This is a genomic window from Sphingomonas kyeonggiensis (genome assembly GCF_014196745.1).
Lineage (GTDB): Bacteria > Pseudomonadota > Alphaproteobacteria > Sphingomonadales > Sphingomonadaceae > Sphingomonas > Sphingomonas kyeonggiensis.
In genome coordinates, this window is sequence record NZ_JACIEH010000003.1 from 1,025,639 (window position 1) to 1,041,069 (window position 15,431).

Consider the following 15,431-nt stretch of genomic DNA (forward strand, 5'->3'; position numbering starts at 1 on the left):
TTGTCAAATATTTGCGCTACGGTTATCCGTCCTATCTGGAGATTACCTGTTCGAGTTGTTTGATGCGCCCCGAACAGATCATTTTTACTGCCTGGCTAAGCTCCTCGACTCGTTCTCCCAGCCAGGCCAACTCCTCGGCGTCGATGCGATAATGCTTCGAGAAGCGCGCTTTCACATAGGCGTCCTTCAGCTTCTCGAACATGGCGCGCTCCCGCTTCGTCGCCATCGGCCAGATATGGCGAAGGCGTGGGTCGAGGCGCTCGGCTTGGGTCCGGAGAAAGGCGAGGTTGTGGACGTGCGGGGTGTAGAAGGTGAGGGTCAGCAGCACGCAATGATACAGGCGCTCGGTGGCCTGGTGCAGTTGGAAGGCGGCGTTCTTCCGACGATCGCGAACAAGACGAGCTAGTATCGGCGACTGACGGACATCGACGCATGCTTCGCCGCCGCCTCGCGGGACTGGATGAATCCGTAGAGCGAGGTCGCCGCTTTCTTGCTGCTCCGCTGTCGCGGTGGACGTCAACTCTGCGTACTCGGTGCCGCCGCCGCCCTCGGTGGTAGCACCGCCGAGTTGCTGCAGCGCGAGGGAACGGAAGCGCTTCTTCGTGATGACATTGACAACGCGTACCCTCGCGGAAAATCATCTAACAGCGACATGAAATCCTCCGCAGATACGAAAAGCCCGGCGTCGCTATGTGGGCGACGACGGGCAAAGTCGGGGGATAACTCCGTTCAGTGCCGGATTTTCGGCGTCCCGTTGTGACGCCTATCTTCCTGGGTAACGAAGGTCGCCGGATCGTCAACGCCCTGCATCAGTTCGCGCACGCGCTTGCCGATATCGCCGCGTGACAGTTCATCCGATTCCGAGATCATGCTCGCGCGGTCCTGATGGGCCGACGCGTAGGCCTGGAACCGTCGCCTTCAAAAGGCCGAATCAAAAGCTTCCCGAACTCGTGCAAACGTGTCCACGATACCGCGAGCGTACACATCGGGCAGGTCCATTTTCGCCGAACTCTCCGCTGCCTCATCGATTGCCCAGAGCGCGTCTGCCTTTGTCAAAATGCCTTTGGCGACGAGCAGCGTCATCAATGTCGCCGATAGATTGACGCCAGAAATGAGGCTTCCGCTGAAAGCCCAGGCTCGATCCGCGGCTTCTCCGAAATCATCCATCTTCATGTCATGGCCCCTTTTGAAGCTGGTCGTCCCTGACCTACCACCGTCGGGCCGGCGGGTCCGTCCAATCTCCGGCTTTGGGTTCAGGAGGCAGGATGTTGGTCAACTCGCCCCGTACTTCAAGATCAAACTCCGCTGCGACCAAAGCGATATGGATGCCAAATATCGCGCGGAGTTGCCCGAGCGCGTCAAGGAACTCCCACGACAGGTAATGGCCATGCGAGCGCATGGCCTTGTGATCATCCCCGTCTGAGCCCACGCGATCCAGAAATCGCCGACAGGCTGCGCCTAGCGCGCGCAGGTGTTCAGATAGGACACCTTTGGCCGAGGCTTTTACCAACGCATCCGACAGGAGACGGCGTATCTCTACAATCGATTGAATGCAGTGGTGAGGCACCTCGGCGGTGCCCGGATTGTAAAGAACGCGCCGATCTTCGAGCCGGACCAGAAGTTCAGCGGCGACATCGCGGTCGGCCGCTGACGGCTGCCATGATGCACCCGGCGAGATGGCGGCTTCGGCTTCAGGCGTGATGGACAGCAAGTAGAATATCTCACCTTCATTCGCCGGGCGCGCGTAGTTCTCGCCCCGTTTCACTACAGCTAAAGCTTCATCCCGATTCATGGGAGGGGCGGCCACCGCTTCCTCCCAAGCAGTCACTGCGAGTGTTGTTAGGTAGCCGCCCGCGACAAGAGGCACCAGAAAGGCGACACTTTCGTCGACGTTTCGCCCCGCAGGTATCTCCCACAAAGCCCGCCAGTCCTCGTGGCAGTCTTCCAGGAGGCCGGTTTCAGCAGCTCCGAGTTCCAACGCTTGGTCTCCTTTCCGCTTAACCGCGAAGGGCGTGCCACCGCTCGTGAGTGTCTGCAATCAGGAGTAGCCAACCGATCAAAAAAACGGCCGACATTTTGGGCGTTTGCTGCCCTTTGCCCGATGCCTGAATAGACGTCCGCTTTTGGGCTCGATTACAAGCACGTCGAATGGCCGACCGCTTCCTACCCAATCCCCAACGTTCAGGCGGCGGCGGGCTGATTTAAAAGCTGCCGGGCCGCTCACGCCCCAATTGCGGACATTGAGCCGACCGATTACGAGGAGGTGTGACGGCGCGTCTCTTTACCTTCGTTTGCGAGTTCAGAGGCACGACTTACGTGTCGCAGGTGTCCGCAACTAATGAACGCGATGTTGTCGGAGAGTGGGCGAAGATGCTTCGAACAGAGCGCCCGTTCGGGCGAGCGTCGTCGAGTCTTGCAAACTCGGTTGAGACCGGCGCGACCGACTTCCCGCCGGTCGCGATCCAAGGCATAGCGAACGTGTGGTGCATCACGGCAACCTGCGGGGGAGACCTGATGCTGGCTAATATCGTTGAAACGGTCTCGCCCACGAACCGCTAACGCCCCAAATGCAGACAAAAAGGGCCGACGCACACGATGGGAGCGATCGAGACCTGACCATTTTGCGCTCGCTCTCAGCAACCCTCGAAGTTTGGTCGGCACTTCTCGACAAAAGCCCGCACGCCTTCCGCGGAATCGCGATCGCCCCGCATGTCGCCGATAATCCCGTTCGAGCTCCAATGATCGATCATAAGTTCCATCCAGTGCCTGGCGCACCTGGTTACGAATCAGGCCGAGCGCGATCGCGGGCATCCCCGCCAGCCTGGATGCGATCAGACGCGCCGCGTCGAAGAGCACATCGCCTGCCACGACCCGTATCAGCAGGCCGTCTCGCGTCGGATTTTCCGGTGCTTGCCAAGCTCGCCTGGAACCAAGCCATGAGAGCTTCCCCATCTACTCCCTGACCTCGATAGGGTGACCAATCGGACTACATGCTGTCCGAAGATCGACGCGACCAACGTGCAATGCGCAGGCAGGAAAGAGATTGGGGCTACGCAAATGTTCTTGAACTGTCGTCGAACTGACATCAGCCAAGCCTAACCGGAGGCCTCCGTTTCGGAGAGTCTGGAAGCGTGCCCGTCGTTCGCCCCATCGACCGCTGGTTCATCGAGGAGGTCCTGCCGTTCGAGCGCGACCTGCTCGATGCTGCCGCGCGCTGGAGCGACAGCGCCGACGAAGCCCGCGATCTGGTTCAGGAAGTACTGACGCGGATGCTCTCGACCGAGGGCTGGCAGGCAATCACCAATCCCAAAACCTATATGCTGCGGATGATACGCAACATGGTGATCGATCGCGTGCGTCGCGCGAAGGTCGTGGAGTTCCGTCATCTCGTAGATCACGACGATTTCGACGTTGCGGACGATGCGCCGGATCAGCACCGCGTCACAGCGGATCGACAGATGCTGGCCGAGGTGGCCGAGGCTGTGGAAGCGCTGCCCGAACGGTGCCGTATCGTGTTCGAGCGCTGCCGTGTAGAGGGTCACTCGCCGAAGGATATAGCGGCCGAACTGGGACTGAGCCTGTCTACCCTGGAAAAGCGGCTTGCTCGCGCCATCCATCTGCTCGCCCTCGCGCTTGAGCCCCGACGCGGCGATCCCTATGAGACGAGCGGGCGGGAGCCGGAAACGCGTCGCAGGCTCCGCTTGCCAAATTGACGGTCGACTTGGCGGTATCGGAACGGTCGTTCGTCACAAGGATATGGTGGTGGTTGAGAGGACATCCGCGTGAGGCGGTCAGAAGGGCCTGTCCGCACGCCCGCGCAGGCCGCAACCGAAGCCGCAACCTGGCTGGCGCAATATCGGTTGGGCACGATCGACGAGGCTGCATTCCGAACGTGGCGCGATAGCGACATGGCCAATGCAATAGCCTTCGCGCGCGCATTGGCCATGTGGGAAAGAGTCAGCGGCGACGCGAACGATGTGGTGCCCGCCATCCCCTTCCCGATGCCATATGGTGCGATGACCTCCCGCCGCAATTTCCTGCGTACTGCGGCCGTGGCGACAGTGGCCGGCGGGATCATTGCCGGCGGCGTCACCACGACGCGCGCTTATGCCTGGAGCAGCGCCTCCACCGAGGTGGGAGAGAACAAGCGGATTCGTCTGTCCGACGGCAGTGTCGCGGCGCTGAACACCAATTCCCGGCTTTCCTGGCGCTTTTCTGCCAGCGAGCGGACCTTTTGGATCGAGCGCGGCGAAGTCGCGCTCGATCTGTCTGCCGGAGCAGAAGCGGTAGTGCGTGGTGACGACCGACTGGTCTTCCTGTCACAGGGACGTTTCAACATGCGCCGACGCGACGCCGCGCTAGACCTGCTGGTGCTCGCCGGCACGGCGCGCGTGAACGGCGACAAGGGCGTGCCCGGCATGATCGTCGATACCCGCAAAGGTGCTTCCAGCGTCCTCATATCGCAGAGCGACGCCGTGGTTCGCCTTGCCAATGCCGAACAGGTGGACGGCATCACTGCCTGGCGGCACAACGAGATACTGTTCCAGGACGCGACGCTAGGCAGCGCGGTTGAGGAATATAACCGCTTTCTGACGCGCAAGATCGTGATCGTGGACCGTGAGCTTTCCAGCATACCGGTTGGCGGCCGCTTCACCACCACCGACCCCGATCCGTTCCTCCAGGCGGTATCGACCAGCCTGAACGTGCATGTATCCCGCTCGCCCACGGCTTATCTGCTGACACGCTGACGCTGCAGTGCAAAAAAATTGCATCCGATTTGGCGGTGAAACCGGGGTCGACCGTCTTTGTAGGTGAAGACGCTTTCGACCGACCAATTCAACAAAGGTTCCCGCATGACCGCTCGAATTGCCGGGGCGTCGCTGCTTGCGACGCTTCTGATGACGCCTGCCGCCCATGCAGCCCCGCTGCCCACCGCAACTGCGCAGAGCTTCAACATTCCGCCACAGCCACTGGCCAGCGCGCTGACCGAATTCGGCCGCCAGGCCGGCGTACAGATCTTCTTCCCGCGCGGATCGATCGCCACGCTGCGGTCGCGCCCGGTGCGCGGCCGGCTGACGCGCCAGGCAGCGCTGCACCTGCTGCTCGCGGGCAGCCCGCTACAGATCAAGAGCGACGACGGCCACACCATAGTGCTGGGGGCGGCCGATCCGATCACGCCGACCGGTGCGACGCAGACGGCCGGTGCTGCAACGGACATCGGGGAGCAAGCCCCGGAGTCAGGCTCCGATGATATCGTCGTGACCGGCACGCCGCCGCTCGAAGAGGAGCGAGCGCTGGAATGGAAGCGCAAACAGATCGGCACCAACTCGGTCATGTCAGGCGAGACAATCGCGCGCCGTCCGGGCGGTAACATTGTCGATATCCTGGCCGTGCTGCCCGGCGTTAGCGCCTACGCCGATATGGGCCTGGGCCAGGCGGCAACCGGCGAGGCGGAATTCGTCTCCATCCGCGGCATCGATTCCAGCTACAATGCCTATACGATCAACGGCGTCCGCGTGCCGGAGGCCGACCCGGCGACCCGCGCGCTCTCGCTGAAGATGATCGCCCCTTATGGCCTGCGCTCGGCAAGCGTGTCGAAGACGCCGAATGCAGCAGACTATGGTGACTCGATCGGCGGCACCGTCGATATCGCGACACCTACCGGCTTCCAGTTCGGCGACAACTACTTCAAGGTCACCGGCGGCGCCAATTACAATGATCGCGCCCGCAAGCTGGGTTTTTCCTCGGTCGGCGGCGTCGGCCAGCTCGAGCTCGGCAAGACGTTCGGCGCGAACCACGATATCGGCTTCTACGCGACCGCCTATTACGAACAGCGCAAATCGGCAGCGGAAAGTACCGAAGCCTATCAGTACATCCCGGCGACCGCCACGTCCGCGAAGGGCGATCTGACGGCCATGGGCATCAAGTACGACATGTACGATTCGTCCATCGAACGTTTCGGCGGCAATTTCTCGCTCGATTTCCGCGGCGATACCGTCAACGCCTTCATTCGCGGCTCCTATGGCCACTACAAGGTGTCATCGGTCGACGTTCAGCACAGCATCACTTCGGGCGTGCTGCAGCTGATCGGCGCGGCGCCCTATTATGGCTCGGACGGCAAATATAACCCGCTCGGCACGCTCGCCGGCAGCTATTTTCAGGCGCGCGACCAGATCTCGCAGCTTGGCACCCTGGTCGCCGGCAGCGATTTCAAGATTGCCGACAAGCTGAGCCTGTCGCTGCGTGCCTCCTATGGGTATGGCCAGCAGCAGCGCCCGAACTATGTCGAGGGCAGCATGTACAGCGACACCAGCCTGCTGGTGGACGGTACCGGCAATCCGGTGGGCGGCGTATTGATCGACACGGCCAACCCTTCCGACGTCGGCCTGACCTTTACCAACCCCGCGTATCGCGATGCGATCCTGAGCGCCGACTCGATCCGGGTCTGGAAGTTCCAGGCACGCGACGTGCATTCCGACGACAATCTCTACGAGCTGAAGCTCGACATGGACTATGCGACGGAAGGGGTGATCAAGCATCTGCGCTGGGGCGGGGATATCAGCGTCTCCGATCGCTTCCAGTATGACCGCGGCCTGTTGGGCAACAACGGCGATAACTTCGTGATCCAGGCGCCCGATGGCAGCCGCCCCGGCTCGACCGCGGCGGTAGGACCCAGGGCATCCACGGTGCCGGGCCGCTATATCGACTTCATGGGCGGCAACTACGCCAATTTCCGCTTCTACGATCGCGCCTATTTCGGAGACGCGATCCTGCCTTATGCCTATACTAACCAGTTCACGTCGGACGGCACGCCGAACCCAGGCTATTACACGGTCAACGACTATAACCGGAACACCGTCTTCGGCACCGAGACGATCTATGCTGCCTATGCCCAGGCCGAAGCCCAACTCGGCCCGGTTCAAGCGGTGATGGGCCTGCGCTACGAACATACCGATTTCAGCGCGAGCCACTGGATCGTCGTCAAGGACAGCGCCGGCGCATCGGCTGACGACACCGGCCGTTTCGCATCGGACGGCAACAACTATGACGAGTTCCTGCCCAGCCTGAACCTGGCGTGGCGGCCGGCCGACCGCCTCGTCGTCCGCGCTGCCGCCCGACGTAGCTTCGCTCGGCCCGCCTTCTCGCTGATCGCCGGGCCGGAGACGTACAGCTATGACGATCTCACCGGCAAGCTGGCCTTCGTCAACCGTTCCAACCCGAAGCTGAAGCCGACCGAGGCGACGAACCTCGATGCCGGCGTGGAATGGTATCCCGATCGCAGCGCCGTGATCGAGGCGGCCGGCTTCTACAAGCATCTGTCCAACTTCGTCTTCACCGCCAGCGCGACCGGCAGCCCGCCGAACATCTCCAATGGCAACAGCGAACTCGACGGCGTCACCTATACCATGCCGCTCAACGGCAATGGCGCGGACCTGTACGGCGTCGAATTCCACGCGCGCAAACAGTTCTCCGAACTGGGCCGCTTCTTCGGCGGCTTCGGCGTCGAAGGATCGCTGACGCTGCAGGACAGCAAGGCGGACAGTGGCCTGCCGAACCGCGGCAAGACGGTGCTGCCGCGCGCGCCGCATACCATCTACAATGCCGAGCTGTTCTACGAACGCCCGGCCTTCTCGGCACGCCTCGCCTATCAGTTCGTCGGCCGTCAGCTGCTCAGCCTGAACAATCAGCTCGACACCTATCTGCAGCCGAACCGCCAGCTGAACTTCAATGCCACCTATCGCATCGGCAGGTGGTCGCTTTCCGGCCAGGTGCAGAACATCCTGAACCAGGAGAGCTTCTACAAGACGATGGGCAAGAGCACGCGCTATCTGGGCACGCAAGATGGCGGCGGCAACGGATCCTATGTCGAGACGGGCCGCTTCTTCAAACTGACCAGTTCGTTCCAGTTCTAGACCATGGCGCGGCTTGTCCCCCTTGTCGCCGCCACGCTGTCCCTCAGCCTGGCCGGGCCCGGTTTCCCCCGGGAATCCGGTCCGGTCGAGGGACTTGCTGCCAATCTGCGCCTGGATCAGGTGCAGATGCTGGGATCGCACAACAGCTACAGGCCCTATCCATCGGCGCAAGCGGAGGCGCGGATCAAGGCGCTGGCGCCGGACCATTGGGACGAGCTGGACTATGGCCACCCGCCGCTGGAGGCACAGCTCGCGATCGGCATCCGCCAGATCGAGATCGATGTCGCCCCCGATCCGCAGGGCGGACTCTACGCCACACCCTATCAGATGGCGGCACCCGACACGCGCAAGGCGATGATGGCGCCGGGCGCAAAGGTGCTGCACTTTCCGCAGGTCGATTACGACAGCCATTGCCTGAGCTTCCACGACTGCCTCGCGCTGCTGCGTCGCTGGTCGGACGGGCATCCGGGGCATTTGCCGGTCACGGTCCTGGTCAATGCCAGCGATTTTCCGCCGATTCCCGGCTTCTGGCTGCACGACGCCAAATTCGAAGCGGCCGACCTCGACGCGCTCGATGCCGATATCCGCACCGTGATGGGGCCCGAGCGGCTGATCGTGCCGGACGCGGTGCGCGGCAGCCACGCGACGCTGGCGAGCGCCGTACGGGCTCATGGCTGGCCGGCGCTGGCGGCGGCGAAGGGACGGTTTCTCTTCGTGCTAGACGCCAATGACCGGCATTATGCGCTCTATCGCGCCGGCCATCCTTCGCTGCGGGGACGCGCGATGTTCGGCTATTATGACGAACAGGCGCCCGAAGCCTCAATCTTCAACATCCAGGAACCGCGCGGCGAGGAAGCGCGCATCCGCCGGCTGGTGCAGGCCGGCTTCCTGGTCCGCGCTCGTGCCGATTCGGGGAGCAAGGAAGCGCGCGAGGGCGACACTTCGCGTCTGACGGCGGCGATCACCTCCGGCGCACAGTTCGTCAGCAGCGACTATTATGATGGCGTCCCGAATCCGCATGGCTTTGCCTATCGTGCGAGCCTGCCCGGAGAAGCGCCGTATCGCTGCGATCCCGTTACCGCCCGCTGTCCCAGCAACAGAGAGTCCCACCGATGATCGACCTTCTCGCACTGTTCGCTCTCGCCGCCGCCGGGCCGGCCCAGGACGCCCCCGCCCCGCCGCAGGACGTGGTGATTACCGGCACCCTTGAGGACAAGGATCGCGGCACTTATCGCGAACTCCCCTTCGACGTGCCCCAGGGCGTGACGCGGATGATGATCGACGTCGAAGGCGCCGATCATGACAAGGGCGTCTATCTGGTGCTCGGCGTCTACGATCCCCAGCGAGAGCGCGGCTGGGGCGGCGCGATCAAGCCGCACATCATATTGGCCGAAACCTTCGCATCTCCCTCCTATCTCGCCGGACCGCTGACTCCAGGCAAATGGCGGCTGAGCATCGCGGTCGCCTATCTGAAGCCGGGCGTGGTCGCCCCGTTCAAGGTGACTGTACATTTTGACCATGGCGCGCAGGCACAAGTGATCGAGCCGGGCGCGCGCAAGGCTGTGGCAGGCTGGTATTCGGGCGATTTCCATGTCCATACCGGCAACAGCGACGCGGTCTGCCGCGGCGAGCCGAACGGCAAGCCGGTCCCCTGCCCCACCTGGTTCTCACTGAAGGCGGCGCACGACCATCACCTCGATTTCGTGGTCGTGACCGATCACAATACTCGTTCTCAATATGGCGCCATCGCCGAGGAAGCGCCGTTCTTCGACGAGTTGCTCGTCATCCCCGGCCGCGAGATGACCACCCAATATGGCCATTACAACCTGATCGGCGTCACCGACTTCGTCGAATATCGTGTCGGCGGCGCGCCTGGCCTGCCCAACATCAATGCGATGTTCGAGGCCTCGCGAGACACCGGCGCGCTCGTCTCGATCAATCATCCGGAGATCCCCACCGGCGAGAACTGCCTCGGCTGCGGCTGGTCGGCGCCGGATACGGACTTCGCCCGCGTCAACGCGATCGAGGTGGCCAATGGCGGTATCGCGGCGGACCATGGCGGAGCGTTCGATGACGGTGCGAATTCCGGCACCGCCTGGTGGGAGGACAAGCTCAATCAGGGCTTCCACCTGACCGGCATCGGCGGCAGCGACAATCATGACCCGATCGATGGCCGCGCCGGCACGTCGCCGGTGGGCGCTCAATCACCGGTCGGAACCCCCGCCACCATCGTCTACGCGATGGAACTTTCGCAGGCCGGGATCCGGCAGGGAATACTCTCGGGGCGTGCCTTCATCGACCTGGAGGGGGTCCACCCCGGCCGCGTGCTCGACCTGTCGGCCCATGTGGATCACGGCGCCTCGACAGTGATGGGCGGCACGCTCTCTCGCCCGCGTGGCAAGGCCATCCAAGGCAAGGTCACGGTAAAGGGCGGCCAGGGTAACCATGTCGATCTGATCGTCGACGGCCGGCACCTGCCCCTTGCCGATGGCGGCCGCGTCACCGGCGAAGACGCCGAGGTGCCGTTCACGATCAAGGCCAATGAAAAGGCACACTGGTTCCGCGCCGACCTTCGCGCGAAGGATGGCAGGCGCGTGCTGATTGGCAACCCGATCTACATCAGCGAATGAGCGGGCTGCCGCTATGGTCGCGCTGGAAGGAAAGGCGCTCCAGCGAGAATGAAGCGTTAATCGAATGCGGTGATCCACCAAAGCGCCGGTTCATTGGCAAACCGGTCAGCGCTTTGAAGAAGGCCGACCGGTGGCCTGTACGACGGAAATGAGGCCCGTAGCCGATGGCACCTTCCCGGCGATCCACCCGAGCGGGAAGCTATTTCGCGGAAGAACCAAGTTTGGCGATAAGCGCGACCTTGCGATCGAATTCCCTGCCATCGGCGGCGCTGCGCGACAGCAGGGCCGAGCGCCAAAGATGCGCGCGCGCCTCGGCTTGCTGCCCATTCCCGAGTTCGTGGACGCCGAGGCGCTCGCAAGCTTTGGCTTTCATGTCCTCGTCATCGAAGCCGGGCCGGTCGCAAAGCAGTGCATAGGCACCCATGGCACCATCCGCATCCCCCAGCCGCTCGCGAACGGTACCGCTCCAGTAGGCAGCGACGGGTCTCCGGTCCTTGTGGAGATCGAAAGCCGCGAGCACCCACCGTTCCTGGATCGTCAATGCGCAGGCTGTGGGGCTGAAGCCTGAAGGTTCCGGCGATTATGCAGCCGAGATTGATGCACTAACGCAAAAGCGCCACAGGCAGCGCACGCCCTTAGCTGCCCGGCGGCATTTGGGCCGGCAGGAGACCGACTGCTTTCAGGAGCCGACTGCCGATAGCTACCATTGCGGGATCGACACCGGCGCGGACGGCGGCTCCCGTCCCAATTGCGGACGTCCAATCAATGCGGTGCCACTCGGCAAAACTCTTCGATCCATCGGGTGAATGAGGGAGCGATCACATCCACGGTCCGGCTATCATGATCAAAGAACACCACCGGGGCCAATGCTCCAGCGCCAACCGTTGCGGGAAAGCAGAATAGGTTTCCCATACAATCAGTTGCGAAGGCGATAAGCTCCTCAGGCAGGCCCAAATCGCGCCAATCCTCAGTGATGGATACGATTTCAACCGGGCTGAGGAACTCGCTCACGTCCCTGAGGTCGAGCTCTCGATCAACGATAGCGTCGAGTAACGCGGTAGTTGGGCGCGGCAGTCCCACTTCACGGACAGCGGTGCGGTAATCGGCGGGCAGCCTCGTATCGAGGCACCCCTCGGCGCTTTCGAGCTCAATTTCGGAGACAGGTCCCGGGGCGTAATCCGGATGCGTCCAGAGTGTGGTAAAGCGGCTCAAGCTCATATTACCTACGTAGCGTCCCAAGCTGGATTTCAGGAAGGGCCAAAGGTCCCCTTCACAACCATCCTCAGCCATTCCGGCCGCAATTTGACCGGCTAGGAGCGGCCCAACCGCTAACGCCCCAATAGCGGACATTTCCGGGATGCCTTAAGCTGGGCGCATGACAGGCCTGAAATTGCGCTTCGAACGAGATGACGACGGGGACGTGAAGCTTTTTGCGCGCCTACGTGTTGGCGGTTTCGCGGGGGAAGGCGAGTATTGGTGCCCACCGTCCGAGTTCTCGTCATTGATCGATGACTTAAAACAGTTCCCAATCTCGCCGGAGCGGCCAATCGAAGGCGAATGGGCTGGAGCCATCCGGTTGGCGATCAGGCCCCTTGATGCGACGGGTCTGCTTGAGGTCAGAGCGTCTGTGACCGACTTTTCGGATGTCAGAACCCGGTGCGATGCAGTCTTCCACTGCCACTATGCTGACCTAGCCACGTTTCGCTCTGGCCTATTAGATGCTGGCCCGCTCGGAATCGGCAAGGCATCACTTTCCGCCTCTTAAACGACCGCTAACCACCCAGTCTCAGCCGTTGCGGTCCAAATTTTGGGCGGCAGAAGCCGACAGGCGACCAGCGCCCCACAGGCGGACAATCGGGCGGAACGGGCCGCTATCAGTGCGCAGACACTTGATGCGGTTCGCCAGGGCGTGCATTTGCACTTCATGGCCGACACTGCTGATCTGACTGAAATCCTGACCCAAGTTCTGCGACAAGCACCGCAGTGGATCCGGCTGGACCTGGCGTCAAAGGAAGCACCACGACGCGAACGGGCCGAGGATGCTCTCGCGGCGATGATCGCGAATGCGATCGCGGAGACGAGGACGATTACGGTAAAGGTTCATCGCCAGCACTAGGCGGGTCGCCGTGATTAGGAATAGCGGAGGCACTGGTGGTGCGGCTGGCCAAGGCCAGCTGAGTGTCCTTCTTGCCGCCGCTACCCGACCTTGGCCGCACCATTGATGTCTGCAAGATCAATCGCCTTTTAGGCGCATTTCTGCCCGACAGCTTCCGCCAGTAGCAGCCAGTCGGCTCTTGGGTCGAAAGCAGACTGGCAACTATCAAAGAGAACCAAACGGTAGCTGTCGCTCGTTCTGGCGCGAGCTCATACAGGGCTCCCTCATCGCGTACTTCAGCCTTCGTCTAGCACCTGAGGTGACCAGTCGGCTAGAGCGCGGCAGCACCATGTCGGCGGCGGGCAGGGAAACCACTAGATTCCGCGGCTTTCGATGGTTTCAAGATTGCCGAGAACCGCGGCCACCTCCGGATCGATCAGTCTGACTGTCAACTCCGTATCAGCTGCCGTCCGACCGGTGAGGCAACATTGTGGGGAATGCCGTAGTTGCGCGTAAAATATCGTCCAATCCAACGGCGCCGGCTCGACAAATGCTCTCCTCGGTACCAGCCCGGTCCATGCCTTGACTTGTTCGAGGGCAAGGATGTTTTCTTTGCCGTGATTGCAACCGTGACACAGGACGCGAAGGTTGGCTTGGCCGTTGTCACCGTAGGTTGCGATCGGCCATTCATGATCATGCGTTGGCTTGCGCATCTTCTCCGCGGCGTTCCAATGCGGCTTGAGGGCGTCCAGCTTATCGCGCCCGCGATTGCCAAAGGGAGAGGTGATCACCTTGTCCTGAAGTTGTTCGTTACAGAAGGCTAATCCGCAGTGGACACACCGAAAGCCACAACGGCGCAGGTCGTCGGCCTTGACGACATTGTCCCTGCGTTCGCTGGCGAAGCGCACATAGAGGTCGTAGGCCGCCCTCATACGCTCCCTCGTTGCTGGAATACCCTTCTTGGCGAAATATGATTTGATCTGGGGCCGAGGATCTTCCGAAGAGTCGATCGGGCGCGACCACAGGGTCGCGGGTAGGGCCAGCGGCCTTACCCGCTCGACAAGAACGCGGATCAGGCCCGCGGTAATGTCCATCTCCGACAGCCCCATAGCCTCGGCAAGAGAGTGCAGCGCGTCTCCCTGGCCATCGCCGTCCAGATCCTGAATTGCCTTTGTAAGCGTCGCTTCGTCGCCGAGCAGCGCCAAATCCAGCCAAGCGGCCATCGGTCAATCCGAGAAAAGCTTGAGCCGGCGATGGCTCCAGTTTTTTTCGCCGAGCTTTCGTCGCGTCTGCAGCATTGCATCTCGAACAATGGTGCGACCGGTGGATGTCTGAAGCCCCTTTTGCCGCCATTCATCGGTGAAAAAGGTTGATGGGAAGCCATCCCAGTATCGGCGAGCTTGCTCGCGGACGTCCGCCAGAAGGCCGAGTTTGAATACTCGGCTATCTGCCCAACTGTCGAGCATCAGGCCCTGCATCTCCTGCAACGTCACGATCATCAGGAGCCGGTTTGGATTATCTGCCGTGGGGCGGCGCCAAAGCCGATCGTCCGCTGCGTCGAAATAGTCTTTTACGCCCGACCAAAACGCAAAGAACTGGTCCAACGCATCCCCCTCAACTGCCTCGTCCCATTCGCCATTTGGGAGAAGCACCGGCGCCGAGCGCGGAATGTTTTGAAAGTCTCGAACCAGTCGAGCCATGCCGGGAAACTGTAAAAAGCCGGGCGAGCCCTCGACTTCAAAGTCGATCGTGCTGCGAAACGGCGACGATGGATCGGTGTTGACGCGCTCCATCGTTTCGGCGCGCACCACGTCGATCCGTGACGAGCGAAGCCTATCATAGACCTCGGCTATTTCAGTAGTGTTCAGCGATGTTGCGATAATAGAACTCAAGAAGGCGGGCTTGATCGGCTTAGCCTTCTGATTGATCACCACGAACTGGTAGACGCTTTCGGCCCAGCTCGATCCGGGCAGTGCGCATATCGCAAACCGCATATCCGGATCCGCCACCGCACCACCAAAGACGCGGTGCTGGCCATCAACGATGATCGCCGGCCGAAGAATTGAATACAATACCTCGCGGAGCTGTCGCTCGTCTGGCCAGGTAATGGCCTTCTCCTGAAACCCTCGCAGCTGGGCATAGAAGTCAGCCAGATAGGAATGTGCGTCGGCTATGCTATCGAGCCCGGAATCGGAATCCGTATTCTCCTCACTACCGGTGGCGATGCCGAAGGAGCTGTCAACAGCCTCATCATCCTCAAGCCTCACTGCGTCAGCGATTCGATTTTCCAGGTCCTGATCGACCTTGCCTGCCTCGTCGGGTATCCGCATGCGAAGCTCGCCCACCACGGTTGCGGTCAGCTCTTCGATTGACATTTTAGTATAGTCGGGAAGTGTAATAGTGACTTGCACGGGCTCGATTCCGTCAAGTTCCTCACCGAGGATCTTCATCTCGACCGCGCCCGTGAAGCCTACGACAACCGAGGTTGGTGAAATATTGCGGGGGCTCTCACGAAAGTATTGCGCGACGTCCTTCACCCGCGCGGGATTGAGCGTGCGCTGAAAGCCGTGCTGGTAATCAAAGGCTTTGCGCGGAACGCCCGCCCAAGTGCGGATGTCGGCTGCGGGCGCCACGAACAGCAATAATTCCTGCTCGCCGTCCGCGCGTGGACGAAAGCGCTGCGCGTTATATTGGTAGATCAAATTCGGCATATTCACTCCAGGCGGCCCGGAAATATCCGCTATGTCCGGTCGGGGGTATAGCCGTCAGACATGCCGCCGCCCCGATCGATAT

13 protein-coding genes and 1 pseudogene are annotated in these 15,431 nt (G+C 61.7%); 6 read left to right on the top strand and 8 right to left on the bottom strand.

The genetic code is table 11. The features are described 5' to 3' along the window. Window positions 1-31: 31 nt before the first annotated feature. The 4 genes and pseudogenes from GGR46_RS20025 to GGR46_RS20040 form a co-directional block, all read right to left on the bottom strand. Window positions 32-379, bottom strand: a pseudogene (locus GGR46_RS20025) (HEPN domain-containing protein); the annotation flags it as partial. A 350-nt stretch (window positions 380-729) separates the two neighbouring features. Beyond that, window positions 730-870, bottom strand: a complete 141-nt coding sequence (locus tag GGR46_RS20030; RefSeq protein WP_183999757.1) for a hypothetical protein — start codon at window positions 868-870, stop codon at window positions 730-732. 48 nt (window positions 871-918) lie between these two features. Further along, on the bottom strand, window positions 919-1,173 hold the full coding sequence (locus GGR46_RS20035) for a hypothetical protein (protein WP_183999758.1): 255 nt from the start codon (window positions 1,171-1,173) through the stop codon (window positions 919-921). Window positions 1,174-1,207: 34 nt separating this feature from the next. After that, window positions 1,208-1,978, bottom strand: a complete 771-nt coding sequence (locus tag GGR46_RS20040; RefSeq protein WP_183999759.1) for a DUF6650 family protein — start codon at window positions 1,976-1,978, stop codon at window positions 1,208-1,210. 1,153 nt (window positions 1,979-3,131) lie between these two features. Here GGR46_RS20040 and GGR46_RS20045 point away from each other — a divergent pair. From GGR46_RS20045 to GGR46_RS20065, 5 genes are all read left to right on the top strand, one after another. Further along, window positions 3,132-3,713: a sigma-70 family RNA polymerase sigma factor gene (locus GGR46_RS20045; protein WP_183999760.1), complete on the top strand. Its 582-nt coding sequence runs from the start codon at window positions 3,132-3,134 to the stop codon at window positions 3,711-3,713. Between the two features lie 69 nt (window positions 3,714-3,782). Continuing rightward, complete coding sequence (locus tag GGR46_RS20050) at window positions 3,783-4,748, top strand: FecR domain-containing protein (protein ID WP_183999761.1); 966 nt, start codon at window positions 3,783-3,785, stop codon at window positions 4,746-4,748. 105 nt (window positions 4,749-4,853) lie between these two features. Continuing rightward, window positions 4,854-7,913 carry a TonB-dependent receptor gene (locus GGR46_RS20055; protein ID WP_183999762.1) on the top strand — a complete coding sequence of 1,020 codons (3,060 nt, stop codon included), beginning with the start codon at window positions 4,854-4,856 and terminating at the stop codon, window positions 7,911-7,913. Window positions 7,914-7,916: 3 nt separating this feature from the next. Next, the gene (locus GGR46_RS20060) at window positions 7,917-9,029 is read left to right on the top strand and encodes a Ca2+-dependent phosphoinositide-specific phospholipase C (RefSeq protein ID WP_183999763.1); all 1,113 of its coding nucleotides are present in this window, start codon (window positions 7,917-7,919) and stop codon (window positions 9,027-9,029) included. After that, complete coding sequence (locus GGR46_RS20065; RefSeq protein WP_183999764.1) at window positions 9,026-10,543, top strand: CehA/McbA family metallohydrolase; 1,518 nt, start codon at window positions 9,026-9,028, stop codon at window positions 10,541-10,543. Before GGR46_RS20060 ends, GGR46_RS20065 begins: the two co-directional genes overlap by 4 nt. 199 nt (window positions 10,544-10,742) lie before the next feature. Here GGR46_RS20065 and GGR46_RS20070 read toward each other — a convergent pair whose 3' ends face one another. Both GGR46_RS20070 and GGR46_RS20075 read right to left on the bottom strand, forming a co-directional pair. Continuing rightward, window positions 10,743-11,084: a hypothetical protein gene (locus GGR46_RS20070; RefSeq protein ID WP_221262864.1), complete on the bottom strand. Its 342-nt coding sequence runs from the start codon at window positions 11,082-11,084 to the stop codon at window positions 10,743-10,745. A 221-nt stretch (window positions 11,085-11,305) separates the two neighbouring features. Next, window positions 11,306-11,833 carry an SMI1/KNR4 family protein gene (locus tag GGR46_RS20075; protein WP_183999766.1) on the bottom strand — a complete coding sequence of 176 codons (528 nt, stop codon included), beginning with the start codon at window positions 11,831-11,833 and terminating at the stop codon, window positions 11,306-11,308. A 634-nt stretch (window positions 11,834-12,467) separates the two neighbouring features. On the opposite strand from GGR46_RS20075, the gene GGR46_RS20080 reads away from it, so the two are divergent. Beyond that, a complete protein-coding gene (locus GGR46_RS20080; RefSeq protein WP_183999767.1) occupies window positions 12,468-12,659 on the top strand; it encodes a DUF6771 family protein in 192 nt (63 codons plus the stop codon). Window positions 12,660-13,012: 353 nt separating this feature from the next. Here GGR46_RS20080 and GGR46_RS20085 read toward each other — a convergent pair whose 3' ends face one another. Together GGR46_RS20085 and GGR46_RS20090 are read right to left on the bottom strand one after the other, a co-directional pair. Then, on the bottom strand, window positions 13,013-13,861 hold the full coding sequence (locus tag GGR46_RS20085) for a hypothetical protein (RefSeq protein WP_183999768.1): 849 nt from the start codon (window positions 13,859-13,861) through the stop codon (window positions 13,013-13,015). A 3-nt stretch (window positions 13,862-13,864) separates the two neighbouring features. Continuing rightward, window positions 13,865-15,349: a ParB N-terminal domain-containing protein gene (locus GGR46_RS20090; protein WP_183999769.1), complete on the bottom strand. Its 1,485-nt coding sequence runs from the start codon at window positions 15,347-15,349 to the stop codon at window positions 13,865-13,867. Window positions 15,350-15,431: the final 82 nt, after the last annotated feature.